The organism is Pseudobutyrivibrio sp. YE44, from assembly GCF_900104335.1.
Lineage (GTDB): Bacteria > Bacillota > Clostridia > Lachnospirales > Lachnospiraceae > Pseudobutyrivibrio.
This window is the reverse complement of sequence record NZ_FMXT01000016.1, coordinates 1-26,568: the sequence shown is the minus strand read 5'-3', so window position 1 is coordinate 26,568 and position 26,568 is coordinate 1. Positions and strand designations below refer to the sequence as shown.

The window sequence follows — 26,568 nt, the reverse complement described above, 5'->3', positions numbered from 1 at the left end:
TTCCAAAACGCACGCGTGTGTTTTGGCGTGCGTTTATTTTATTAACCTATATCTTGCCTTGCGCCCTGCACCAACCATTTCAAGACGTTCTTTTTTTACAAGCTTCTTTAATAATCGATACGCCTGAGGCTGAGTAACGTTTAGTAAATCCACGACATTTTCTCTAGATACAAAACCATTTTGTCGTGTGGCCAACTCGACTATAAGTTCCTCATATTTTAATGAATCAATGCCTGTTTGTCTTATGTAGCCAACCACATTGTCCTGTTCTTTATATACCTTAGCACTTAGAATATATTCACGTGATCTATTGCTACCCACAGCCTCGACCAAACCTGCTTCTACCAATTTTTCGATATTTTGTTTAGTTCGGCTCTCGCTTATATTTACTACATTGGAAATACTATTGATATCCAAGCGTCTATGACTTTGTAAACATGACAATATTAACAAAGAATTAATTGGTAATGATCTGCCAAGGCGGTTTTCCTCGTTTGAAATCATTTTTGTAAACTGCAAATCAGGCTCCGCTCTTTGAATAAATAGCTTTACATACGTTGATGTAGACTCTGAATAGTCTGGCAATGGTCTTCCATAAACTATCGACCCCTCGAAAATTCTATCAATACCTCTTCCCGTTTTTTCTGCTAATCCAATTCTTTTTAACGCATCAGCCAAAGTTTGATTACGGCCATGAGGTTCCACAGTTAGCAAATTCTTTATATTTACACCTTCTACAAACCCACCTGGACTACTAATAGTTAACCCCTCATCCTCAATGGCAACTCTAACCGATTGAAGGATTGTGTAATCCCTGTGGCAAAAGGCATTAACCAATCCTTCTCGTAATGCAGCTTCAGAAAACTCTGGTATTGGAACTCTAAACAAGCCATACTCCATTTCTCGCTCAGGATTCCATGCTTTTATATACTCCTCAAATAACTCAAATGTAGCCAAGAGTGGCTTTGATAGCTGTTCATTTTTTCTAATCTTCGTTCCTTCTAACACTTGAAACATCGCCTTTGCCGTAGGCATTAACTCTTCTAATCGTTCTTCTTTGCCTATTAAAAGCATGCCCGTTACGGTTGGATGTATTCCAGAAGAATCTTCTGTCACTATACGAAGAGCTTTGTCTAATTCCATGTCATTTAATTCTAATAGAGAATTATCACCCTTCCTATATCTTATTATGTTTCTTAATCGAACTCGCTCTCTTTCATCTAAGTCATCTATGGTTGCACCTTCCAATATCTGAGCAGAAAAATCAAGCATATTTAATGTTGATAACCTATTAGGGATTTCAAACGGATACATAGGTACATTCTCGGGTGTGCCATCTGCCTTTAATCTTCTGCGTTGAATTTTTCCATCGGATGTTGCCACAATAGTTCTACTCATTGGTATCGCTATTTGCATTACTTCGTTACCCGTTTCCTCTAATATTTCAGCACGAACTGCCACTGATGGCACAGTCTTATTCGCGACTAAGGCCATTAACCCTATTGGATCTCGATGCTTCTCTGACAGCCCAGTTATACTACCATCATCTTCTACCCCTAGATATAAATATCCACCTTCTGTATTAGTCATACCAACAATTTCCGCAACCAAGTCATTTTCATTGAATCCTTCTATATCACTTTTAAACTCAATAGATAGATTTTCTTTTTCCGGAATAGTGCGCACCACCTGTACCTCCAAAGCTTCTTTTATTAGATGTTAACACGAATCGTGACTTTCTTCAACGCAAAAACGCACGCGTGCGTTTTTGCGTGCGTTTTAAAGTTATCATACACCTCATTTTTCATTTCAGACTCACTATTAATCACTTACCTCCACAAACGCCTCCGCCTTTTTCAACCTATACTCTTTGATTTTCACCAGAATAATACTAACAGAGCTCAACGCCATAATAGGCAAGAACAAAACAAAAGCTCTTTCGATGAAGCTTAACAAGCCATACTCAAATAATCCAATTGCCATTTTTTCATGATCAAAAAAAAGCTTGTAGAAGAGCATCTTCATTTCCATCATAATATTCTGAAAAGACCTCATCTCCTGGTAAGCTTTTCATAATTAAAGCTAGCACAAAGGTAGCTATTGAGAAGATGGTTGTGGAGATTCCTGCTATTATCTCATTTCCTAGCAACGCTACATCCGAGTCTGCTAAAACTGAAATAAAAATCCAAAGTGCACAATACAGTATTACTGTCAATATAAATGTCAATAAGTTATATCGTAGCAATTGGCCCCATAAGGCCCACAACAAAAAGCAAAATCCAATCAAATAAAGGAATAACGTCTTCAGAAAAATCCTAATTGATTTACAACAACCAAATACATTTTCAACATACAACAAAAAGAAATACAGAGGAAACGCTATATTTATTACAAGCGTATTCCTGGACTTTATGTAAATAATTGCAAATACAAAAAACTGAACTAAATTAAAAATTTCTATACGCCTCTTATTGGCCACAAACCATTTCTCATATTTATCAGTAAAACGGCGTACTTGCTCCATCGCACTAAAAAAAGCATCAATTATCATTATTGTCCTTTCTTATTAAAAAATGCATTCATATCCGTCGGATTGTTCTTTGAACGATCACCTATCTGATCTTTATATACTTTAATACCAAGCTTTCTGCATTTAGGGCACTTCTTTGATTGAAAGTTCATTTGACACATGTTGCATGTGTACATGATTGGTTCTCCTCTATCCTCCATACATACCCTCCATTAATTTAGCAACATCCTTCATCCTCATAAGTTTGCCTAAAGATTATACTAGACTTAAGCCCGCCAGTTTTGGCAATCAACGCATCCCCTCTTTAGCTATCTGATTCCATAATCCCCAAACTATCAATGGCTAGAACCAATTTTTACTTTTTCAAAAACCTTTTCCAAACGTTCCAGCAGGGATGGAACAAGTCTTTCACTAAACCCCGCTGTTATATAAAGAATAATTCTTAACGAATTACGGCTGATATCTCCATCTATTGAAATGCTTATAATACCTGCATCAAAAGCCAAAAATAAAATATATGCAGCCAAACCACTAATTGTGATTCTGACTAGAAAATCTACAAAAATCACCCCAATACCTGCACCAATATTATATTCTAATACATTTTTCCTTGATTTCACCAATATAGAAAAACATCCACCTAATACCCCAAAAAAACAAGGTGTAAGCACATTTATCATATTTGTCCATACATTGAAAAAATAATTACATACTACACAAGCAATAAGGATACCAATGTTCCCAAGAGTAAATATTAGGAGCCAATTTCTTACTGTTTCTTTCGCGCTCTCACGCACGTACACTTCTGTGTCTAGCAAAATCTTTCTTGCTTCCTCATAACACTCTACAGTTGCAATTGCCGTCCCAAGCATACTCAATGCTTGTTTTCTGGCTTTTTTATTGAGGATTGTGAATTCACGTAAGTTGATTATTCTTATCACTTCCGCTTGTATTTTACACCAATCATTCTTATCTAGAACTTTTTCAAAATTTTTAGTAAACTCCCATTTCAATTCCACGTTATTATCAATAAAAATAAAATACTTGTCATCTGAATGGGTTATCAAATCAAAAACACTATCAGCCTCGATATCTATAAAGTTCCGATTAAAAGTATATCCTTCTCGTTTTAAGATGGATTTTATCTTCCGTTTTTCAATCTCTTCGTTTGAATATCCTGTTAAACTACCATTTTTAAATAATGTCAACATCCTTCTCCTAGCTTCCACTTATCACATATGTCATACCGATTGAGTGAATACACTCACATAACATCTGTTTTGGAAGAATCATCCTTTCTTCCATACATCCAAAGCGCCATGTCTATTATTTTCATATCGGGATATTCAATTCCAGTTTCATTTATCAAAGTGGAGCGGCAAGACTCAATCTGTTTCCCATCGTCTTCACAATACTTAAGTACCGCCTTCAAAGAATTTCCAGAAAACGTCTTAGGAGCTATTTGCAATTTAGTGAGCGCATAATTTAAACAAGTATCATACGCTGGTACGCAGCCAAGAGCTCCAAGCATTACCTTCGAAATCAATATTTCAGATACAGTATCATTGTTCCGCTTATACTTAGCGTATGCTACTTCCAATTCACGTTTCAACTCCATAACTGCGCTTATATACTCTTCATAATCACTTGATAACCCACGTCCGTTTCCAACTGAGCTAAAATATCTCCTGCCATACAAATCCGCATATTCAAAATCAACTAATATCCTAACCGCATCGTAATGAGTCCTGTAGTTATAATCCATTAGAAACGTTCCACGCGAGTACATGCTCCAGTTTGCTAGATATGTAAATAGTTTTAATGCCAATCGGTCTATCTCATCTGAATTAAGATTCTTGCCCACGTAATCGCCAAATACGCTATAGCAGTCAATCCAAGCGAACTCGCTAGTTTGCTCTACCAGCAAGGTTCCATTTTCGGAGCGAATATACCTAGAAATATATTTTTCAACTTGTTCTTCCAATTCAAATTTCCCAGACTCACCCATAAAAATCCCCTCACACATTCGCACAAATTACCAACTAAACTCTCACCTCAAAACCTCTTCTCCCGATAGCACAACATTATCCACAACAACCTTATGTCTAATATCATAAACAACAATATTAGTTCCAATATCTGTACGAGACAAATTCTGGCCGTCTAGCTGAATCTGGCCATTTCCATTAAGACCAGAATTACTGATAGAGTATATCTTATTTCCAACGGTTCCTTTCTCACCATATGGCTCAGCGCATACTTGCTCGCAAACCACTTCTCCGCCAATAATAGCCGCCACATATCCGTGATATGGATATTGTTCCATGTCAATCCTTAGTCCTAGATTAGAAAATGCTGTCTTCACCTCATCACTAAACAAAATATCAGAATCATGATTAGCTGTTATAAACACAGCGTAATTATCAACATTAATTGCGTTCAAATAATCAACCTGATTCTCAATATGTTTAATCTCACAGTTGTACTTCAGACTTTCATAATCGGAAACTGATTCTTCAAACGTCAAATCCTTATGGGACTTCAAGCCATACTCACTTGTAAAAACGCCTCCTAAATAATCCATCAACTTAATGCTTCCCCACAGATTAGCATGCTCTATGATGCTCTCCCGTGGCAGCTCGGCTCCGACCTCACTATACAAATCAGCAGCTGCAAAATTATAGTAGGCTATACCGTTATCACTGGCATACTTTTCCAACGTGTTGTTAAAACTATCATTCATCACTCCGCCTGGCATACTAGTTAAAACCAGACTAATATTATTCTCCTTACACAAAGCACTGATTTTATCTAAATACTCCTGCATCAACGGTGCAAACTCAACAACAGCATCCTCATCTGTTGGATCAAACGCCGAAAACTCACCATAAACATAATCTGAATTCAGCGCAAATCCCATCAATGGATAAGAGATATCATCTCTCATTTGGAAATCCTGAGACGATAATGAAGTCCACTTAGAATGATAGCGTTTATTCTTAAAATAATAGCTCATCTCATCTTGTGAGCCGTCAAGTTTGCACAGTTCATGAACGGCTTCCATTTTCACAGAAGACCATTTCATTGGATCCAAGCATCTTCTGATATGGCCCTCAGACATATTGATTGAATCTTCTGGATGAACATTCCATAAAAACTTCGTATCCACTACAACCACAGATGGACTTTGATATCTCAATGCCTCTTTCAGCCAGTAATAATTCATAAACAAGCTCTGCTGAGCACTTGCCAGATTATAACTGGTGATACCATATTTTGAATATAACTCCTGAGGATTGAATGCATTTGCAGCAACACTTGAGCCTAAAAATAAAACATCAATGGAATCCTGTTCCAAATTATAAAAATCAATATAATTTGTCGTGGGCCAATCACTATTTTCAATGGTGTACTTTGGCTCGAGTATATAATTAATTACTAATAATAATCCTATCAACGGAAGACAAAACAATATCACTCTAATAATTGTAAAACGCTTATGCATCCCTGCTAAAAACCTCCGTAAATAAAATCACCAGCATTAAATCCGTATCCATATGTCCCCATGATCCAAATGGATACAATACAAGCATAATAAACTATCCATCTCTTGATAGTTCCTAATGAATTGACCTTTTCCTTAATTACAATTCCTCTTTCTTGAACAAGACTTATAATCAAAAGAACCATCATACTAAGAATTAACACAATCCATTCTTTTATATCTAGACCTAATCTGAGTAACGAATCATCTACCAATACATTCCAGTTAAAACACGTGAAAATGCTGATAATCATCTTTATCCCTATTTTAAGAGAATTCGCTCTAAAGATAATCCATCCTAGCATTACGCAGAACAGCGTTATTACTCGTGATTCACTTTTCTTATCGCCATGATGATTTCGTCTTTCAAACAAGAGCGAACCAACATCTTCACATATCTGATAAAAAGCATGCAAGATTCCCCAGAAAATAAATCTGAAGGAATTTCCATGCCATAAACCGCTTATTAAAAAAGTCAAACATACATTAAGCCATTTTCTAAACTGTCCACACCTACTTCCTCCAAGAGGGAAATAAACATAATCTCTTAACCATGTACTTAATGATATGTGCCATCTCCTCCAGAATTCTTTAACCGAACGGGAAAAGTATGGATGATTAAAATTATCCATTAAATCTATTCCAAACAATTTGGCAACACCCTGGGAAAGAGTCGTGCAAGACAAGAAATCTGCATACAGCTGAATACTATACAATATTCCGCCAACCAGAACATACATCCCTTTATATGCCTGCCAATTATTAAAAATTTCGTCAACAACAATCGAAGCCTTGTCAGCAATCATTAGCTTAAGAAAGAACCCCCATAGTATTAACTGTAACCCAGCAATTGTATTTTCTTCACTGTATTCTTTTCTATTGAATAATTGTGAACCCAACTGATTATACCTTGGAATAGGACCTTGAATAATCTGAGGAAAGAACATTGCGAATGTACAAAACTTGAATAGATTTCTTTGAGGCTGTATTTGACCTCTATATACGTCAATTTGATAAGCAATCAACTGTAGGGAAAAGAAAGACAAACCAATTGGAACGATAATAGCCATTCTATCTGAAATCACTTCAACATGGAATAAATCTGTGATTTTCCATAATAGTAGAGGTATGGATGTAATGCTCACACCAATTGTTAGCATTATACCAGAATGTATGCCCCATTTGTTTCTAGACAAAATAATAGCATTGAGATATGAAGATAGAATCACGCCCAACAAAACCAACAGCGAGTATTTATTTCCAATAATAAAAGCATAAAATATAAAATTAGTTACAAATAAAACTACCCAGCTGAAACGCTTAGGTAGTAAGTAAAATATTATTAGTGCCAGTATTACCATTATGTAATACCACAAAGATGTATAGGACATACTTTCCGCTTTTATGATTAATTCAGAAGCAAATTAATCTATTTTCCTTTCACTTTGATAGCTGTGCAATAATACATTCATTAACTATTGATTTTGGATTTTTCCTATGGCAATGACTACTGTATAAGATGCATTACCATCACCTTATCTGAATAATTCCATAAACGCTATACGTCTAGAGAATACTGTATATAATCTTGTTGAAAATTATTATTAAAAAAACATTTTGATGAAGATATATTCTCAACCTTCACTTTAGCAACTATCTTTTCTATATTTGGAAATTCATTTTTTAACATTGAAACAGCTAATTCGATAATCAACTTCCCATACCCTTTTCCACGACTGGATTTTTGGATACTGTAACCTATCTCAGCAACATCTCCATCTATGTCAAATCTAACTTGTCCTATAGGGTTTTCGTCTATCATCAAAATATATTGTGCACGATGTTTATTATTTATTAGCGCTTCGAACCATTTTACATGACTTTCATATTCAATCTTATCTGTATTAAATGAATTCGCTCGTGTAACTTCATCATTAGCCCATTCAAACAATAAATCGCAATCTTCTATTGATGCTTTGCGCAAGTAAATTTTCCCGTTAGCCATAATATTATTCCTCTATCAATTCCCATTTCAAAGGAGTTCCTTTGGATACATCCTTGACTGCTTTTTTCCCAACAATATCATCATAATACTTAGGCTCAATACCATTGCTTGGTCTAATAACACTTATATTATCTTCCGAAAAAATGTCACCAGCTTTTATGTCCTTTGATACAAAAATACTACGTCGAAATACTGTAGATGATTTTTCTCCATCTGTCAGTTCATAGTTTGGACCTTCTGCTATCATTTTGGCATTGCGTACATCTTTTACCATCTGGGCGAAATCAGTCATAGTCATACTAAATTTACTATCAGCACTATCCACACCTTCGAGCATTACATGCTTTTCAATAACACATGCGCCAAGCGCAACGCCTACTACAGCACCTAGACTGCCTGCACTATGATCTGATAATCCAACTGGCACATTGAAGCGCTTTGACATATCCGGGATGTTTCCTAAATGCATATCTGGCCATGGTGCAGGATATTCACTACAACACTTCAGCAAAATAATCTGCTCATTCCCGACTCTATGACACGCATCAATAGCGTCCTGAATTTCATCTATAGATGCCATCCCCGTAGACATAATCATAGGCTTTCCTTTTGAGGCGGTATATTCTATAAGAGGAATATCTACAAGCTCAAAGCTGGCAATTTTGTATGCTTCAACTTCTAAACTCTCTAAAAAATCAACTCCATCTTTATCAAATGGTGTAGATAAAAAGTCCATACCATATTTTTCACATTCAGTTTTTATCAGGCCCTGCCATTCATAGGGTGTGCCTGCTTCCTTGTACAAATCATATAGCTTGTATCCATCCCATAAGCCACCCTTTATTTTAAAACACTCATTGTCACTATCTATAGTTAAGGAGTCTGCTGTATACGTTTGGATTTTCAAACAATCAGCACCTGCTTTGGCGGCCTCTCTTACAATCTCCAAGGCATTATCTAATGAGCCACCATGATTTGCACTCATTTCAGCTATTATATAAGGTTCATTTGCTGCTATTTTCTCGTATATATGAAACACTTTTCCTCTCCAATATTAAATGAACTGTGAAAACAAAAGTTTCACAGTTCATTATATACTATTTTATATTTCTCTTGAACACAGGATCAACTTTTCCGCCTACCAATATTCCATCCAAGCTATCTTTATCTATAGCTTTTCTTATAAGCGAAAAAGCCTCGTCGGTTGCATCCAAATATATTTTTGCTTCCTTCTCAGTATGATGTGCATTCAAGAAATAAATTGCAAACTGTAAAACACCATACTGCAATATAGTTTGAGAATAGACCGACTGCACATCTAAATATGAAAGCGAACCATGTCCCTCAAATGCCACTCCACAGTGTGCTGGCATTCCACTCACCGCAAGCACGTCATTCAAATCGTATTTATCTATTCTTTCTTGTATTCCATCATGAAGGATTGTTCCAATCTTATTAATATGGTCATAAAATCCCGGCTGTTCTAATATCTTAATTGTAGCGAGCGATGCTGCCATGGCGATGCTATCTCCACCAAAGGTGGTTGAAACGAACACACCTTGTTCTATCTGCTCAAGTAAATCCCTTCTACCCGCAACAGCAGAAATTGGATAACCGTTAGCCATTCCCTTACCAAATGCTACTAAATCAGGTGCAACATTGAACTTCTCCTGTGCACCTCCTAGTGCATAATGGAACCCTGACACAACCTCATCAAATATGAGAATTGCACCGTATTTATGAGTAAGTTCTTTTACCGCATCGAGATAGCCATCTTTTGGACCATTACTTTGAATTGGCTCAAGTATAACAGCTGCGACTTCGTTTTCTTTAAGTTTAGTCTCTAAGTCATTCAAATCATTATAAGTAAAGTTTATAGTAAGCTTTCTAACTGCTTCAGGCACACCCTTATGATTATCTGATGCACCAATTGACCAATCATGCATTCCGTGATAACCGCACATGAGAATAATATCACGACCTGTATAAGCACGTGCTAATCTCACTGCAGCAGTGGTAGCATCACCACCATTTTTTACAAAGCGAACCATCTCTGCACATGGGATAATTTCACAAATCTTTTCAGCCAATTCAACTTCCAGCTCTGACTGAAGTGAACCACTTGAAAACTTATTTACTTGCTTTATTACTGCCTCATTAACAGATGGTTCATTATAACCAACAGTGATAGGTCCCAACGCACACATAAAATCGATAAATTTATTTCCATCAACATCATAAATGTAGCAACCTTCACCATGATCCATATAGCTTGGTGCAAAGCCTTTGCTAAAATATCTATATGACTTACTGTATGTCTGTGCTGCTAATGGCGATACCTTAAGTTCTCTTTGTAATAACTCATCTGATTTTGTAAAACTATTCATTTTCGATGCCTTTCTTTTTTAACACAAACCAAAACTAAGATACAACATAGTCATTCTCAAGCGATTTCATCAATCCCTCGTTACGAGCAAACTTTGAATTTATATTCAACAATTCTGGTTTTTCCTTTATTAAACCTAATACATCTTCTGTAGTAAAGTCTTCCATCCCTTTTGACGCTACAAAGTGTTGATAAATTTCACTAATTAATTCATAATCTTCATCTTCATCTAGTGTCCATCTCAGATTAGAAATCCCTTCAATAGGGCACTCAAAATTCTGGTGTTTAAAAAGCTCAGGATGCTTAATAATATACTGAGTTACATGCTCTCGTTCAGACGCAAGCTTCGCTTCTTCCCAAGCTTTTTCAAGTGCAGTGTATTTGATTATTTCAAGATCTAATCCATCAGGGAAAGAGACTGTTAATTCTCCCATGTAATCAGTGTCTGGCTCTATCTGCTCAATAGCCATATCAAGATAATTCCAATCAAATAACGGACAATCTGCTGTGATTCTAATTACATATTCAGGCTTAATCAATTTGGCAGCTTGATAATATCTATCTAAAACGTCATTTTCAGAGCCTACAAAAACTCTCGTATCTAATTCAACACATTTTTGGATTAACGGAAGGTTATTTTTTTCTATGGAGGTTATAACCATAACCTCATCTATATTCTTGCTTCTTTTTACTCTCTCAATAACCCACTGCAAGTCTGTTTTTCCACAGATATCCTTTAACACCTTGTTCGGCAGTCTGCTTGAGCCACATCTTGCTTGTATTAATACTAAAAACTTCACCAGTCTCACCTCTTCCATAGACTTGGCACAACGATATCTGTGTCAATATTTTTAAACTCTTCATCCATTTTTGTAAAGATGTCTGAAGGTATATCTAATTCAAATGCTTCTATATCCTGCTTTAGCTGTTCCAAATCTCGAACACCAAACACAAGGTGGTTAATTACCTCTTGCTGCTTCACATAACCGATTGCTAATTGGATTCTGTTATATCCAGTTTCATTACATATTTCATCAAGTTTTCGCAAAATAGGTCTTGCTTTCTCTAAATGCTCTGGTATTTCAGAATCAGAAAGTCGAATTAATCCTTTAATAAAGGTAGTTCTCGTATCCACCTTCATTTCTCCAATTTTGGTCTTATCAAAAAGCCCAACTTTCTTCATTCTATGATCAAAAATGCTATATGGTGCCTGCACATACTGCACATTTTTGTTTCCAAAGGCAACTTTAGCTTCATCTTCGTAATAAATTGAAACACCAACATCTTTAGCCAATCCTTCATGTTTCACAATCTGAAGTGCCTCAAGAATCTCAGGATTATGGATGTATCTTGAACTATGTAAAAAGTATGCATCCAAATAATCGGTACCAAGCACGGATAATTGTTTTTTTATGTTATCAAGAATTACCTTTTCATAATCCTCTTTCTCATAATCATCAAGAATATTTGGTAACAGTTTTGAACTAATAAAAAGCTTATTTCGGTTAATTGTATTCTTTCTGATAAATTTGCCAACAACTTCCTCAGCTATGCCATAGGCAGTGGCAGTATCAATAGCGTTTATTCCGTTTTGAGTTGCATAATCCAAGCAATCTACGCAGTAATCAACATCTTTCTTTGGCTGATTAAACACGCCATAATCCATTCCAAATTGGACAGTTCCTAGACATAATTCCATTACTTTCTATATGCCTCCACTACTTTTTTAACTGCAGCGATTACATCATCTACATCTTCATCTGTCATCTTAGGATATAGTGGTATACTCATTATTCCCTTATATACTTCCTCTGCATTAGGGCATAAACCGCGCTCATATCCTAAATGCTTATAATACGGGAACCAATATACAGGCACATAATGAATCTGTGGTTGCACATTTTCAGCAGACATAGCATCAAAGAATTCTCGTCTAGTACATGTTAATCTGTCTAAATCAAGTCTAATAATGTAAAGGTGTCTACATGTATCAGACTCTGGAATCTCTTTCTGTACAATTATCTCTGGCACTTCAGCGAAAGCTTTATTATACTTTTCAACTATTTCATGTCTTCTAGCTTTAAATTTTTCAAGCTTCTTCATCTGACTCAAAAGAAGTGCAGCCTGAAAATCTGTCATTCTGTAATTGTATCCTAATGAAATCTGCTCATAATACCATGGCCCCTCATGAGGAGCCTCTTCCATAAGCTCTTCTTCATGAACAATACCATGAGTGTGTGCTTCTACAATCTTTTGATATAAATCATCTCTATTAGTAGTAACTGCGCCACCTTCACCTGCAGTAATTGTCTTAACAGGATGAAATGAAAAACAGGTAATATCAGCAAGGCTACCTACATATTTTCCATCATATTTTGTACCAATAGAATGTGCTCCATCCTCGATAAAAATAAGATTATGCTTATCACATATTTCTCTGATTTCTTTAATCTTTACAGCTTGTCCAGTAAAATCAACTGCAACTACCGCTTTTGTTTTCTCAGTGATATGCTCCTCAATACTTTTAGGATCTATGTTGTAAGTTTCTGGGTCTATATCTGCAAACACTGGTTTAGCCCCACAATATAAGGCACAATTTGCAGATGCAGCAAATGTAAGGGGAGTTGTAATAACTTCATCTCCAGGTCCAACGCCTGCTGCAATACAAGCACAGTGTAACGCTGCCGTACCATTTGATACTACTACCGCATGCTTAGCACCTGTGTATTCTTCAAGCTTTCTTTCTGTCTCTTCGACTTTAGGCCCACAAGTAATGTATGGACTTAATAAAGTCTCTACAACTGCTTTTGTATCTTCTTCATCTATACACTGACAACCATAAAATATTTTCTCATTGCGAACAGGATAGCCCCCATTAATCGCCAATTTTTCCAATTCTGCACCTTTACGCATAACAACGCACTCCTCTATTTACCTTTAACTAATACCTTTACTTTTTAAGGATTTCTAAAATCACGCACCCTAACTATGATTGTTGCAATGCGAGTATTATACTCCTACCTAAATGGAAATGCCAATTATATTAATTATTTTTCAAAAGAAAACATTCTATAATTCTCTGATTCTTCATTATCATGTGCGCCAACCATAAACTGAGCATAGACAACAATAACAGTATCATAACCATTTTCAACTATATATTTTCTTACTCCAAATGAATTGTCAGAATCTCTTAGTATTAGAGAATCAACCTGATGAATTCCTAACGAAAGATACGGCTGTATAACATTGTCATAAGAATCTCCAAGATGTATCATATGTAAAGTGTTACGTAATATTCTATCTCATTATCAATTATTATGCGGATTATATGCACCAAAAGCATTTTTAAAGAGAATCTTCATAAGTTCGCTATTACCCTTAAAGAAACTAATTTTTGTTGGAGTTTTTCCTTTTTTAGGATAAGCTCTTGTAACAGGAATCTCGCATGCCTTCATGCCTATCTGAGTCGCTCTTACCGAAAGAAATGCCAGCAGTTCATACGTCATAAAAATGTCACGCAATGGTTGAACTCTTTCATCTTCCAGATACCTTCTTGAGTATCCACGAAATGCACTTGTAGTATCTGTAAAATACTGATGCGCTGTAAGAGATATAACAGGAGCGTGAATGAATCTTACTGCTATTGTTCTGACAAATGGAGTATTAACTGCATGTCCGCCCTTTATAAATCTAGATCCCTGGACAAAATCATACCCTTGCTCCAATTTCTCAATAAACTTAGGAACATCTTCAATACTATCCTTGTTATTTCCATCTATAGTTACAATTCCTTTGTAACCACGTTCAAGAGCCCACCATATTCCCATTCGAAGCTGAGCCCCTTGTTTTCCGGTATCCTTCTTTACCAAAAGAGTATTCACATCTAAAGATTTCAGAATCTCTTCTGCCGTACATCCATCATTCGATCCACCATCACATATAACTATGTCAGCATATGAAGACACGTTATTATCCTGTGCTCTTTTTAATTCCTTATGAATCCTATCACCCTCATTTATGATTGGGATAAGAACAACATAGTCCTTGGTCTTGTCTGCATATTCAGCGCTTTCAAACTTCGGGACTCCACTTTGCTTTTCAAATATCATTTTTTCATTCCTCTATTCCATAAGTACTTCTGAAATCATTCCATCTTGAATGCTAATTTCTGTAATCATTCCTGAAGAAATATCCTTTACATGAACCGGCTGCAATTTATATCCGTCTTTATTTATAAACACCACGGTTTGCTTTTCTTTCTGACCGGCTATTTCTGTGGCTGAATCAATACTTTGCCATTCATATATTCCTCTTCCAAATAGCAGATTCATATATCCTCTAATCGCAGTATCTGACGCGTATATAGCATCTGGATACTTTGTAACTACATACTTAGCTATCTGTGAATTGCTATTTCTATAATCAACTTCCCATATATATGCCGGATTATTCATATAGGACGTAATATTTAACCATGCGGAAGCAATAAAAACACCTACAATTATCACTGCACTTTTCTTTGTATTATAGGTTTCTAGTATATTTCTTACTATTTCACATAAGATAAGAATCAGGGCAAAAGCACCTTTCATCCTATCATAGGTATATGATAAGGCATGCTCCTTCATAATAATATTTTCAAGTACCGGAAATGAGGATACAAATAATAGAATACCGTTTTTAATTTCAACATTCCCCTTCTTGATAAATGCCCATATAGTAAAAGCCAAAAGGACAACCCATAGATACAAAAATGATTTAAGATATCCACCTATAACATCCGTCAACAAAACTGAGGTCGTAACATTTCTTGCCATAAATCGATTCTTCAGTGCCATAAAAAAAGTAACTGTATCTGTTCTCAGCAAGTAATGTCCACAAAAAGCACCAAAAGAAAGAACCGTTATCAATCCAAGGATTATAGCCTTCTTTAATCCACGGATTTTCGAATCCTTATAATTAACAATAATCTCTGCTATGGCAAAACCCACATTTGCAACATAACCTGTCCATTCTATATATGGATTGGTAAATGCTGTAACATAAAAAACCAACCTTGCTTTTTCGTTCTTATTTACTGCATATCTATAGTACGCATAAATCTGCAATAAGAGTGTCACCTGCATGATAGATTGATTCCAATATACGATTCCCATACCATGCAGTAATTCAGGAGCAAAAATATACGATATTACACCTATTATTACCAAAAGATTTCTATATCTATTCTCTCTATAAACTTCCCATAAAAGCAAAACAAAAATGATTGCTGATAGGCAAAACAACCCATTATTGAAAAGGTATAAGCTCTTTTCAGCAACCGGTAGCCTAAAAATCTTCATACATAGCCAGGGTAAGAAATATCCTGCAGGAGAAAAGGAAGTATAATAATAATTTCCCTCAGAATCTGGGATTGTTGCACCCCAGCCAATCCATTTATCATCTACTCCCCCCATAGACACTATTGGCAAAAATAAGTGTTGCAATATTGGTGTTTCATCATAACATTCAATTGTTAGTAAAGTGTGCCACGTAGCATCAGAATCCAAATAATCAATTTCTCCAGATCTGTACCTTGCTACTGTTGCCATCATTACAAATATGACTGCAAATATACAAATTACACCTAGGCTTTGCCCCCCCCGAATCACTCGTAAAGCCTTATTTTTTAAGGTTTGTCGACCTTTTATCTGTTGATTCATCCAAAGATTTCCTCCACGTATCTCATCATATTTTCTAAATCTTCAACCTTCTCTTGCTTACCCACTTCAATAGATACAAAGCCATTATAATTACAAGCTTTTAACAAAGCTCCTAAATCTCGATGAAGCTGTCGCTCTTCTATAGGTTTAAGACCTGGTTCACTTATATGAACATGATTAATATATTTTTCACTACCTTTTAGGACATTAACATCCTCACCATTTTCAACAATGGTTCCAACATCTAAATTAAGTTTGAATCCTTCCGACTCTACTTTTTCTATAAGCTCCAAAGCGCTCACAGTATCATTTATATAATTTGTATTATAAATCGGCGGGTTAGCCTCCATTCCAATTACTGTTCCGTGCTCTGCTGCGTAGTCACCAATTTCCTTAAAAAATTTGATTGCTATCCTTTCATCAGCGCCATCCGGAATGCTTCTATTCCTTGGACATCCAAATACAAGATTTTTACATCCGACTGTCTCTGCAAAGTCAATCGCCTTCTTTGTATAATCAACTAACGCAGATCTCTCTTCATCAGTTCCGAAAAGTTTCTCTGTTCTTCCATACCATATTGACTGCATGGATGGTACAACAAACCCGTTTTCAGCTTTCAGTTTGTCAGCCCACGCTCTTGCGTCATCAAGTTTATCATACGGTTGTTTCGAAAAAATACGAGTCGGAGCTATTTCTAGCCCTGTAAACCCATAGTTCTTCATCATAGAATAGACTTCTGCATCATTTTCTACTGCCCAACCTATATTTGAGAGTGATAATTTCATTCTGACTTCTCCATATTATTCTTCTTGTGTATTTTTACAATCCTATCAACTATTACGTAGAAACATGTTTGAATAAAACCAAAATACCAAAGGACATAATTCATATGTATATGAACGTATGAATGTGCTTTTGCTAAGCAGAACCAGGATATAGATGTAAGGAAAAAGGCTACATACATAGCAATATGTTCAACAACTACTTTCTTTTTATAATAATCTCCTACAAATAATATCAGTGGAATAATACATGTTAGAGGAAATAGATTTCCCGGAATACCTGTTATTATTTCTGTACTAAATTTAAAATAGACATTATATACTGCCCAAACAGATGCGTTAAATGAATTTATCACCCAAATATTATCAATATCACTAATTTCATAATCATTGTAATCCGCTCCTGTTGTTCTTCTCAAAACATCTTTTTCGATAATTTCACTTATTCCTTCGAGTATATTTCCTTGCCCTTTAAGACTTGCATGTATACAAATTGCAGTCATAAACCCCGCTAACGCGGCAACACCAATTATAACTATTGCTTTAAATTGTAATACTCCCATTTCTTTGTTTTTAGTAACACCAGATATTATTAAATCAACAATCAAGAAGGCGATTAACGCCATCATTATAACTGAAATATATTCATATCCACACAAGCTTTTTACTAGTACAGATATATATGCTAAAAAATAACTCAATAATCGACATTCTTTTCTATTTATTTTCCATGAACATAATAAACCAATTAACATTGGTATGAACCATGTAAATTCTACCCAATATGTATTTCTTGCAAAGTTAACAATCCAAGGGGATAGCCAAAATGTTACATAATAAACACCAGCCATAAGTTTATTATATTTTTGCGAAATTATGAAAACAATTAATACAAATATCGAAGCAGTAAGTATGCTACATATTAAATTTAAATTCGAAATTTCGTTTTCTGTTTCCATATATCTAGCCAAATGTCTAAATATCTTTCCTTGCAATCCGTATTGCGAAGCATATGCTGTAACTTTGCTTCGTGATAATCTATCACCGTTTGAATTATATATTTCTGCATTATCTAGCGAACCATACTTCAATGGCGATAACGTAAACTCCGTGTTCAAATAAACAATATAGTTCCATGTTGTTTCATTTATCTTCCGCTCTTCAACGTTTGTTATTTGAAACATTTCTCCATTTGAAAATTTTATAGAGTTCCCCTCTTTTATTACTTCTTCTGAATATGGATTTTTACTAACAAAAATAGCACCAATTGTTCTACTATATCCTTGGTTCCAATCTTCATCAGTAGTATATTCCAAATTATAGCTTGTCATTGCACCTTTCAAATCATAATATCGACCAAGTCCATAACCTCTCTCTTCTGCGTCTGAAAAATATATACCGTCCTCCTCAGCATAAATCACACTAGATGTCAATCCCTCTGAATCATGTTGATATGTGTCAAATGATGTGTTTGCATTATCCATTGAATTATGCATATAGTTCCATGACAAATTTAATGTAAGAAATATCACTATTGCAATTGAATTTAATATTTTTTTTCTTTCAGGAATCAATCCCCCTATTAACATCAAAATTAAAGCAAGTATCAATAGCACAATCATACTTCTTTCCTGAAAAGTGAAAGTCGGTTGTGCATATGAATATGCTATTAGAATGCTGCCTGACTGAGTTTCTTCTGGCAAATAGTCATCATCAACATTTTGTAAATATGGATAATATTTGCAGTCATGTACTGTAAACTGCAACTTGTAAACCTTATCCTTTTTCAAATTTGAATCTATATAAGTTTTGTACCACTTTCCTGCCTGTGGTTTACTCAAATCAACCTTAGTACTATCTATAACTTTCCCTTTTTCATCTGTAATAGTTAATACTAGACTACCTTCATTGTCCTCTGGTTGATTGTAAAGAAATATAGAGAATCCATTCAAATAATATTTTATTGGAGAAAACTCCATTTCGTATGCTTCATTCTCTAGCGATATCTGATCCTTCCAATCTTCTTCCGCTATTTGCGTAAAATCATATTCTTCGTAGTAATGTCCATGTCTAAAATAATCCATTGGTCCGATTAATATAGCCATTAGTACGCATAATACTATTAGAATAATTATGCCTGTTCGTTTATTTTTCAATCTCATTTTCTACAAACTCCATTATCTCTCCTAGAATATGACTTTTATCCGATATATATCCATTCTTCCCGCCAAATATTTCAGCATGAACCGTCTTATAATTATAATTGGCAGGTGTTCCGCCTAATTCATTGACAAACGCTTCACCTGAGAGGTATTTATACACTTCTGCAGCTGATACCGGTTCAGTTGCAGGATGCCATAGCTTAATACCTGCTTCTAAAGCAACCTGAATATCATTCCAAAGTCTTCCAAGGTTATAGAACTGATATACACTTCTGCAATCTGTAAAATTCAAAGCTGAAAAGCCAAGCTTTCTGAATCGTGTCTTAAGATCTTCCCTATCTACAACATCCTGCACTTTGTAAAAGCCATTGTCTTGAAGTTTATAATACTTCTTAAGCTCAGTATCCACTGTAGATAATTCTTCAAACTTATCAGACTTTAACATAAATGGAATAAAATTAATGTAATCATATATAAAATTCTTTTTAATGTTTTTTCCAAATAAACCTGGAAGTCTAATAATTAAAGCATCTGGATACTTTTCCCTAACCCACAACTCCAATTTATAGCGATTCAAGCCATATGCATGAAGTTTTTCTGTATCAATATCCGAATTTTCATCTACGCCCTGCGGGTTCTTAAATACATCTATCGTTGATATAAGTACCAATCTTTTTGGATTAATCTTTGTTATGTTTTCCTCTGCCTGATAAATAAGCTCCATGTCTTTTTCGGGTGCATTATTTGCAAGATACTTTTCAGCTCTTAGGCCTGCATATATTAAAAGATCCGGTCTTGTACCATATGCATCCTGTATGTTTTTTGAATTATAAACTGCATCAAAATCACCAGCAGCATATATGTTACTTCCTACAAATCCTGTATAACCTACTAATGCCTTCATTTCCCCACCTACTCTATTTTGTTAGTTTCTCTATGCTCTCAAAATTGTAATATTTTCTCTTGAACACCATATCCACAATTATCTGTAAGTACTTAACAATAATCGTCAGTATTCCAAACAATCCCAAAAATGCAACTGATAAAAACAATACTGTTGTCGTCCATCCTTCAATAGGATGACCGATAACATAAACAATTACTGTATATAAAATCATAAATACTGAAATAAGCATCATCGCGGATGTCATCCAAAATGAAAATCTGTAACCAAACTCTGTAAAGAGAATCAATGTATCTACTGCCAAACTTTTTCTATATCTTTTCTCTTTTGAATCAACATTTCCTCTACCATCTATCTTCACTTCATACTTGAGATTTGCCGTCTTAAGGCCACTTCCTGCATATATAGCTTTTCTGTATGGAATTGTCTTATTCATAGAGCTGATTCTGTTTATTACTCTTCTGCTCAGAATCCTGAAGCTCTCAGTTGTCATGGCACAAGAATTTTCAGCAAATTTATCGAAAACCTTATAGAAGAATCTTGATGAAAGTTTTTCTCTCTTATTAGGAGAAGCACTTACAATGTCATATCCTGTCAAAGAATGACGATAAATTTTCATAATCATCTCAGGATCAAAATCAAAATTTGTATTATCAAATTCAAAAACAAAATCGCCAATTGCCAAATCCATTCCTGCATCCATAGCCATCTCCAGGCCATGGAAAAAGCTCATGTTTACAACTGAAACACTTGTTGTTTTTGCCTTATCGCTTACTTTTTTAATGGCATCAACACTAGCATCATCGGAACAATCGTTAACACAGATTATTTCAGAATGCTCGAAGTTCTCTTCCATGATTCCGATTATCATGTTTAAGACGTTTTCTATCCTTCTTTCAGCGTTATGAACATATATAACCGCTGATACGAAGTTTTTTTCCTTATTCTCCATCGTCTAACACCTCATCCAAGTCATAAACTGTATTTATTTTTCCAGAAAGAACTCCTACAAATGTTGGACTCTTTGAATATGTTCTAATCACTGTTGGCCTTGAATCATCTATTTCTGAGCTCATTAATATTGGCTTCATTGAAAATAATGATTTCTTATATTCAAACTGGTAATCATCCAACATATATTTTTTTGCCAAGCTTGCCATGTATGGAAATGCTGTCGATGGTTTTGCCGAGCAGACATTACAGTTACCTAGTCTTTTCGTTGAGCAGTACCCATTACTTTCTTCCTGACAAGAAAAAGTTGGCAGTGTATCATAACTTGTTGTATGCGGTGTAAATGTCACCGATGTAAGTGAGTGGTATCCAGTTTTTCCGAAAGGCATTATTGAAAAAAATGGTCCATCCATTACTGTGAAACCAATTTCTTTGAGCCTGTCATTAACATCGCAAAGAATAATTTCACAAAGCTCATACTTGATTCCAAATTTTTCAAATCCAGCCATCTCGAGAATCTGATTTGTTCCTGCATAAGTAGAATTCAACACAAATGAAGATTCATACGAACTACCATCTTCTGTTTTGATAACATAAGTATCAGTTTGCTTTTCTATAGCAATAATTTTTACGTCATACTTAATGGTTACCGCTTTTTCATATTTTGAAAGTTCATCTAGCAAATACTCTTTCAGAATCATTGCATCGTATGTATATTCACAAGTTCTAAACACACCATCACACATACCATCTTTAAAATAATTGCTTGCATGAAGTTCTTCGCACGGAATATTTGCTGCTTTGCAAAAATCTTTAAACTGCTTCCCATCTGACCAAGAATACTGACTTGAGGTCGCATAAATCTGATCAAACTCTTTGTTTACGCAAAACGCATAATCCTTATTAAATCTTTCAAAATATCCTGCTGATTTTAGAGCTGTTGAAATTGATCTTGGGTAATGATAGCCTTGGTGAACCCTTGCCTGATTGATATAAGTAGCCCTTTTGAAAGGTGCATCATCGCATTCAAGAACTATAACATGCTGTCCTTTTTTTCGACTATAAAGTGCAGAATAAAGTCCGTAGAGGCCTGCACCGATAATTATTTTGTCCATTTTCATATTGATCTTTCCCACTACATTTCTATATTCTTCAATTTCCCTGTTTGCAAATATAGCTATTCTTATCGACTAATAAGCTACTGCTTCAACTCTTTCATAATTGTATAGAATGAAATCGACCAACATATTATGTTTACTATTGATAAAAATACCCAATTAATCTCAATATCAAACAAGAAATCTCCGTACGTCATAATGTCTATTATACAAAGTACTAAATAATTCAATAGTAGCTTTCTTTTTAGCACAATCGCTATAAATCCAAAAACAATATATAGATAACCATACCTCTCATGCATCCCTGGAAGAATAATTACTGTTGTATATATGAAAATAAATGCAATCTGTACTAACTCTACTAAAGAAAACTCTTTTTCCAACTTTATCAAATAAACCATTGCACTTAGCAAAACCATAAATGCTAATCCAACTGCAAATGTGTATAAATCATTGAAGTATAATTCTGAACCGTTTAAAGTTGTCACAGCCCATAAAGAAGGATAATTTAATGATATAGCCGTACTATTGTCTTTTTGAGCAATATATACTTGCCATAAATTCGAAATTGGCAATCCTTTTAAAAGACCAACACTACCGCATGCTACCATTGCCACTGGTATATACAAAAAGTTGAATATACTAAAGGATTTTTTGTATATATAATAAAACAAAAGAAATGGAAGAAAGAAAATCGATTGTAATTTAAATGCTAGCGATATTCCAAACGCGAAAAATCCCCATTGATATTTCTCCCTAACAACTAGCCAGAACGATAGTAATACAAAGAAACTATATATTGCATCACATTGTCCCCATAAAGAGGAGTTAAATACAACAATCGGCAAAAAGGTAAACATCACATGAGAAAATACTGCTTTTTGCTTATCACCAGTTATTTCAGCAATTAATATGTATATTAGTCCTGCTATTAAATAGTCAAATAAGCATGAGCAAAATTTATACATATACATTGGCTTAAATGGTAGATATGTAAGGAATGCTATTAGTGTTTGGTATGTAATGTTATAATCACCTACAAGGCTATTTAACGCTCCGAGGCCACCGCGATTTCTTATATCATCAAACCATGGTAAAAGGAAAAATTCCATGTCAGTCGACACAAAATCTCGCGAACTATATCTAGCATAGATTGATATAATTGTTGCAACAAAAAAATATATGATAAAAATATTATTCTCCGTCCACTCAACAATTTTCTTTTCCACTTTAAACAATCACTTTCCCTCCCTTTGTTGTTATCAAATAGGTTTACATATGGAACATTTTTGTCACAATCCCCTCTTAAAAAACCTATTTTTGTCGTTTATTTATTGTTATTTATTGTTTCTTTCTCCTTATATTGTCAACTATACTAGCTGATTGTATGATTCCGTTAGCAGCAAGAGGTAATAATAAAACAAAGTATGGCAAGCAATATCTAGCCTTTGCTTCCCATCCTAAATAGAAAATAAATCCTCCAATAAAATACACAATATTTAATATTTTTGAAAAGTTCTTTTCCTTAAATGTAAGAAGTACATAAGCAAGAGAAAACAAATACATCAACTGTATGTATATACTCAATATAACATTGTAGTTTTCTAAATATCCTCCTTCTAAAAACAACTCAAATTCATCAGGGAGTTCATAATCAGTCCATTTGAATATAGTCATAGAAAGCCCCCCCCAGTACGGTTCAAGCCATTGATAAATGGTTTTATCTTTAAAATATTCAGCTTTACGAGAACCATTCATATATTGTTCTATTACAGGTAAGAGATTTTCACTTCCATACTCTTCACCTTGCATATTATAATTGTTATATAACTCTAATGTTGAAGCATTGTAACTGCCAGGGCCACTCACACCATCATCACTTGTTAACCCCATATACAGATACTCTATAGGCGAAATACCATTGTTTCCAGATACAGTGAATCTGTTATTAAAACTTGAACTTACCCCTCTTTTGCAAATTACCGTCAAAATAACTAATGCTGCAATTATCATGATGCTTTCAAGTTGTTTTTTTTCTGCAACCAATACATTAAATATAATTACTACTACAACTGCAACTGTTGCAATAATGCTTCCCGTATATACAACATTAGAAATTGGCAAAAAAAATAGCGGTATTAGTAGCCATTTCAAACAACTCGTGTTTAACATTTTTACGGTACCATAAAAAGACCATGTTATTAATGCTATTGAAAATAATGTTCCATATACATAAGTTGTATATATAACTAACGGAAGAAATGGTATCAATAATATAGCTGTTGTAATTCCGCCCAGTTCATTAATTGTCGATTGTTCACATGAGTTGCATAATTCTTTTCCAATTAGTATTATCCCTAAATCCAACGCTATAACTGACATTACGTTTAGTATACGTATCATCAAAGGATTACTTATCCCGCTAATCCTCATTAATAAAGCAAATATATATACCATTCCGCCTTGAAATGGATACATTTCAAAATATGCTTTATCCGTCAGTTCTTTTCCCTCGACCATTATCTTTGCAGTATCCCATACCATTTTTTGATCCCACAAAGGAGGATATGTATTATACTTAATCCACAAAACAGACAATCCCGCATGTATTATTAACAAAATAAATGTGACACCTAGAATTATCCTTCTTCTTACATTTAGTGATTCATGCAAAAACCATAGCATCAATGGTGTCGCTACAAGTAATATAATAACAATAACTTCTTTTACATAACTATTTGTATATAAAACTGCCAATTCGTCAAACGTTTGAAAGTTCATTTTTACGTTATACCTAATAGAAAGTATACATAGAATACTCAGTATCCCCACCGCAAATACTGATATTGTTCTTTTTATGATAACACCAATTATTTTCATAATTTTCCATCCTGCTAAAAGCATATTTACCCTTTTTGAACTACTTTTTTTTCACCCACATTTCTAAGGGCAACACTTCGTTCTCTATACATAATTCATAGTTCTCATTTAAGAACTCTCTTAGCCCACTATCGTATTTATCAACCCCCCACATCTTTGACTTATCTTTATATATGTAATACATAACTAAAACATCATATTTGCCACTATAAGTTGCATTTGCTATAGCATCCACAGAATCAGGGAGTTCTTCATACGGAATCTTAAGTGTATAAAAATACTTGTTATCCGGCATAACATTCATTGCTGTGTAATATTTAGCTCCTTGGCAGTTTCCCGTTCCTGTCACCACCAAAACACTTGAATCATTGTAATTCTGCTGTTTTAAATTTGCACATTTCGCCATGAAGTTCATATCATCGTAGCTAATTGTTCTGATTATTCCATAATCATCAAGTATCTTTATCAGTAACTTTCCATTACAGAGTATTCCTGCAACTGCTATCGCTATAACAATGCTTTTTTTTATATATATTTTTTTACTTATCCAAACTAACGAAGGTAGTGTAAACACAATCATACCTTCATAGTAATGTCCAAAACTATATCCAGATAAGCTGATGCTAATCACTTCTAAAACCAATGAAGTGACATAAATCAGAAGCATCTCTATATTCTTACTTTTGTAAACGATGATGAACGAAGCAATGGTAAGTATAAACAAACCACCCATTCTCCAATTTAAAATTACAGAAAATATTTTCTTTATTAGACTTTCGCCCTCTGCACTAGAATATCTATAGTTAAACATTACTATTGCTTCAATCATTGCGTCCCAGCAACCTGTAAAACGTCCATAAATATACGCTGGTAAAGCACCCACCATCAATCCAATTATTCCACTACCGATTGAAATACATGATTGCTTGTAAAAACGTTTTTTTAATAGAAGTATTACTATAACTAATACTCCACCCCAAAACATAATTAAACTTGGCTTGATAAAGAATGAGAAACTGCATAGAATTCCCTGAAAAAACATATGTCTATTATTGTAATTACCTTTAATAAAACATATTATTAAGAATATTGAAATTAATTGCGGAAACAGGGCATATTCCTCCACTAAATTACCTCCACCATCAAATGTAAAGTAATTTAGTGCCAAACACATAAAGAGCATCGCACATACCAAACGTGAATATATGCTGTCCATATAATATCTTGCAATCTGCAAAACTACGTAAATATCTGCCATTATAAATGCAGCTTCTACTAAAAATAGTCCTACAGATAATTTTTCAGATATTAAACTGGCAATCGTGTTTATGAAATATAAATATATACCCTTATTATCGAATAAATCCAGATATGGTATAGATCCTTTTTTTATTCCCAGCCCCATTAAATAATAAACTTGTCCGTCATTATTTAATCTATTTATCAATGGGGATACTGCCAAACAAAAAAAGCTATAGAATAAGCCTAAAAATATGGCTATTAGAATGTCTGTCTGTCTGTCTGTCTGTCTGTCTGTCTGTCTGTCTGTCTGTCTGTCTGTCTGTCTGTCTGTCTGTCTGTCTGTCTGTCTGTCTGTCTGT

The 26,568-nt window shown here is 34.6% G+C and carries 24 protein-coding genes; all 24 read right to left on the bottom strand.

Annotated elements, in window-relative coordinates:
- Positions 1–33 precede the first annotated feature (33 nt).
- Positions 34–1,689, bottom strand: coding sequence for an ATP-binding protein (locus BLR54_RS13800; protein ID WP_242871260.1), 1,656 nt, complete (start codon positions 1,687–1,689; stop codon positions 34–36).
- Positions 1,690–1,821: 132 nt separating this feature from the next.
- Positions 1,822–2,034 (bottom strand): hypothetical protein, encoded by a 213-nt coding sequence (locus BLR54_RS13795; RefSeq protein ID WP_143008459.1) that lies wholly within the window; start codon positions 2,032–2,034, stop codon positions 1,822–1,824.
- A gap of 516 nt (positions 2,035–2,550) precedes the next feature.
- The gene (locus tag BLR54_RS13785) at positions 2,551–2,730 is read right to left on the bottom strand and encodes a SurA N-terminal domain-containing protein (RefSeq protein WP_090422071.1); all 180 of its coding nucleotides are present in this window, start codon (positions 2,728–2,730) and stop codon (positions 2,551–2,553) included.
- 135 nt (positions 2,731–2,865) lie between these two features.
- Positions 2,866–3,741, bottom strand: coding sequence for a hypothetical protein (locus tag BLR54_RS13780; protein WP_090422069.1), 876 nt, complete (start codon positions 3,739–3,741; stop codon positions 2,866–2,868).
- Between the two features lie 53 nt (positions 3,742–3,794).
- Positions 3,795–4,514 (bottom strand): hypothetical protein, encoded by a 720-nt coding sequence (locus BLR54_RS13775; RefSeq protein ID WP_143008457.1) that lies wholly within the window; start codon positions 4,512–4,514, stop codon positions 3,795–3,797.
- Between the two features lie 66 nt (positions 4,515–4,580).
- Positions 4,581–6,035, bottom strand: a complete 1,455-nt coding sequence (locus BLR54_RS13770; RefSeq protein ID WP_090422065.1) for a hypothetical protein — start codon at positions 6,033–6,035, stop codon at positions 4,581–4,583.
- A gap of 5 nt (positions 6,036–6,040) precedes the next feature.
- The gene (locus BLR54_RS13765; protein ID WP_176761958.1) at positions 6,041–7,435 is read right to left on the bottom strand and encodes an MBOAT family O-acyltransferase; all 1,395 of its coding nucleotides are present in this window, start codon (positions 7,433–7,435) and stop codon (positions 6,041–6,043) included.
- 197 nt (positions 7,436–7,632) lie between these two features.
- On the bottom strand, positions 7,633–8,079 hold the full coding sequence (locus BLR54_RS13760; RefSeq protein ID WP_090422059.1) for a GNAT family N-acetyltransferase: 447 nt from the start codon (positions 8,077–8,079) through the stop codon (positions 7,633–7,635).
- 4 nt (positions 8,080–8,083) lie between these two features.
- Positions 8,084–9,064 (bottom strand): pseudaminic acid synthase, encoded by a 981-nt coding sequence (gene pseI / locus BLR54_RS13755; RefSeq protein ID WP_242871259.1) that lies wholly within the window; start codon positions 9,062–9,064, stop codon positions 8,084–8,086.
- Positions 9,065–9,176: 112 nt separating this feature from the next.
- Positions 9,177–10,466: an aspartate aminotransferase family protein gene (locus BLR54_RS13750; protein ID WP_090422055.1), complete on the bottom strand. Its 1,290-nt coding sequence runs from the start codon at positions 10,464–10,466 to the stop codon at positions 9,177–9,179.
- A 34-nt stretch (positions 10,467–10,500) separates the two neighbouring features.
- On the bottom strand, positions 10,501–11,283 hold the full coding sequence (locus BLR54_RS13745; RefSeq protein WP_090422053.1) for a cytidylyltransferase domain-containing protein: 783 nt from the start codon (positions 11,281–11,283) through the stop codon (positions 10,501–10,503).
- Positions 11,271–12,164, bottom strand: a complete 894-nt coding sequence (locus BLR54_RS13740) for an aldo/keto reductase (protein ID WP_090422051.1) — start codon at positions 12,162–12,164, stop codon at positions 11,271–11,273. Before BLR54_RS13740 ends, BLR54_RS13745 begins: the two co-directional genes overlap by 13 nt.
- Positions 12,164–13,378 carry a UDP-4-amino-4,6-dideoxy-N-acetyl-beta-L-altrosamine transaminase gene (gene pseC / locus BLR54_RS13735; RefSeq protein ID WP_090422049.1) on the bottom strand — a complete coding sequence of 405 codons (1,215 nt, stop codon included), beginning with the start codon at positions 13,376–13,378 and terminating at the stop codon, positions 12,164–12,166. The genes BLR54_RS13740 and pseC overlap by 1 nt, the downstream gene beginning before the upstream one ends.
- 134 nt (positions 13,379–13,512) lie before the next feature.
- Positions 13,513–13,743: a hypothetical protein gene (locus tag BLR54_RS13730; RefSeq protein ID WP_090422047.1), complete on the bottom strand. Its 231-nt coding sequence runs from the start codon at positions 13,741–13,743 to the stop codon at positions 13,513–13,515.
- A 33-nt stretch (positions 13,744–13,776) separates the two neighbouring features.
- Positions 13,777–14,577, bottom strand: a complete 801-nt coding sequence (locus BLR54_RS13725) for a glycosyltransferase family 2 protein (protein ID WP_090422045.1) — start codon at positions 14,575–14,577, stop codon at positions 13,777–13,779.
- A 12-nt stretch (positions 14,578–14,589) separates the two neighbouring features.
- Positions 14,590–16,062 carry a hypothetical protein gene (locus BLR54_RS13720; RefSeq protein ID WP_143008456.1) on the bottom strand — a complete coding sequence of 491 codons (1,473 nt, stop codon included), beginning with the start codon at positions 16,060–16,062 and terminating at the stop codon, positions 14,590–14,592.
- 104 nt (positions 16,063–16,166) lie between these two features.
- Positions 16,167–16,955, bottom strand: coding sequence for a sugar phosphate isomerase/epimerase family protein (locus tag BLR54_RS13715; protein ID WP_090422042.1), 789 nt, complete (start codon positions 16,953–16,955; stop codon positions 16,167–16,169).
- The gene (locus BLR54_RS13710; RefSeq protein ID WP_143008455.1) at positions 16,952–19,057 is read right to left on the bottom strand and encodes a hypothetical protein; all 2,106 of its coding nucleotides are present in this window, start codon (positions 19,055–19,057) and stop codon (positions 16,952–16,954) included. The genes BLR54_RS13715 and BLR54_RS13710 overlap by 4 nt, the downstream gene beginning before the upstream one ends.
- A gap of 40 nt (positions 19,058–19,097) precedes the next feature.
- Entirely contained in the window at positions 19,098–20,018 is a 921-nt protein-coding gene (locus BLR54_RS13705; RefSeq protein ID WP_090422038.1) for a sugar nucleotide-binding protein, read from the bottom strand.
- Between the two features lie 13 nt (positions 20,019–20,031).
- The gene (locus tag BLR54_RS13700) at positions 20,032–20,970 is read right to left on the bottom strand and encodes a glycosyltransferase (RefSeq protein ID WP_090422036.1); all 939 of its coding nucleotides are present in this window, start codon (positions 20,968–20,970) and stop codon (positions 20,032–20,034) included.
- Positions 20,960–22,090, bottom strand: coding sequence for an FAD-dependent oxidoreductase (locus BLR54_RS13695; protein WP_090422034.1), 1,131 nt, complete (start codon positions 22,088–22,090; stop codon positions 20,960–20,962). Before BLR54_RS13695 ends, BLR54_RS13700 begins: the two co-directional genes overlap by 11 nt.
- A 77-nt stretch (positions 22,091–22,167) precedes the next feature.
- Complete coding sequence (locus BLR54_RS13690) at positions 22,168–23,325, bottom strand: hypothetical protein (RefSeq protein WP_090422031.1); 1,158 nt, start codon at positions 23,323–23,325, stop codon at positions 22,168–22,170.
- Positions 23,326–23,428: 103 nt separating this feature from the next.
- Entirely contained in the window at positions 23,429–24,991 is a 1,563-nt protein-coding gene (locus BLR54_RS13685; protein ID WP_090422029.1) for a hypothetical protein, read from the bottom strand.
- Between the two features lie 16 nt (positions 24,992–25,007).
- The gene (locus BLR54_RS13680; protein WP_176761957.1) at positions 25,008–26,429 is read right to left on the bottom strand and encodes a hypothetical protein; all 1,422 of its coding nucleotides are present in this window, start codon (positions 26,427–26,429) and stop codon (positions 25,008–25,010) included.
- Positions 26,430–26,568 lie beyond the last annotated feature (139 nt).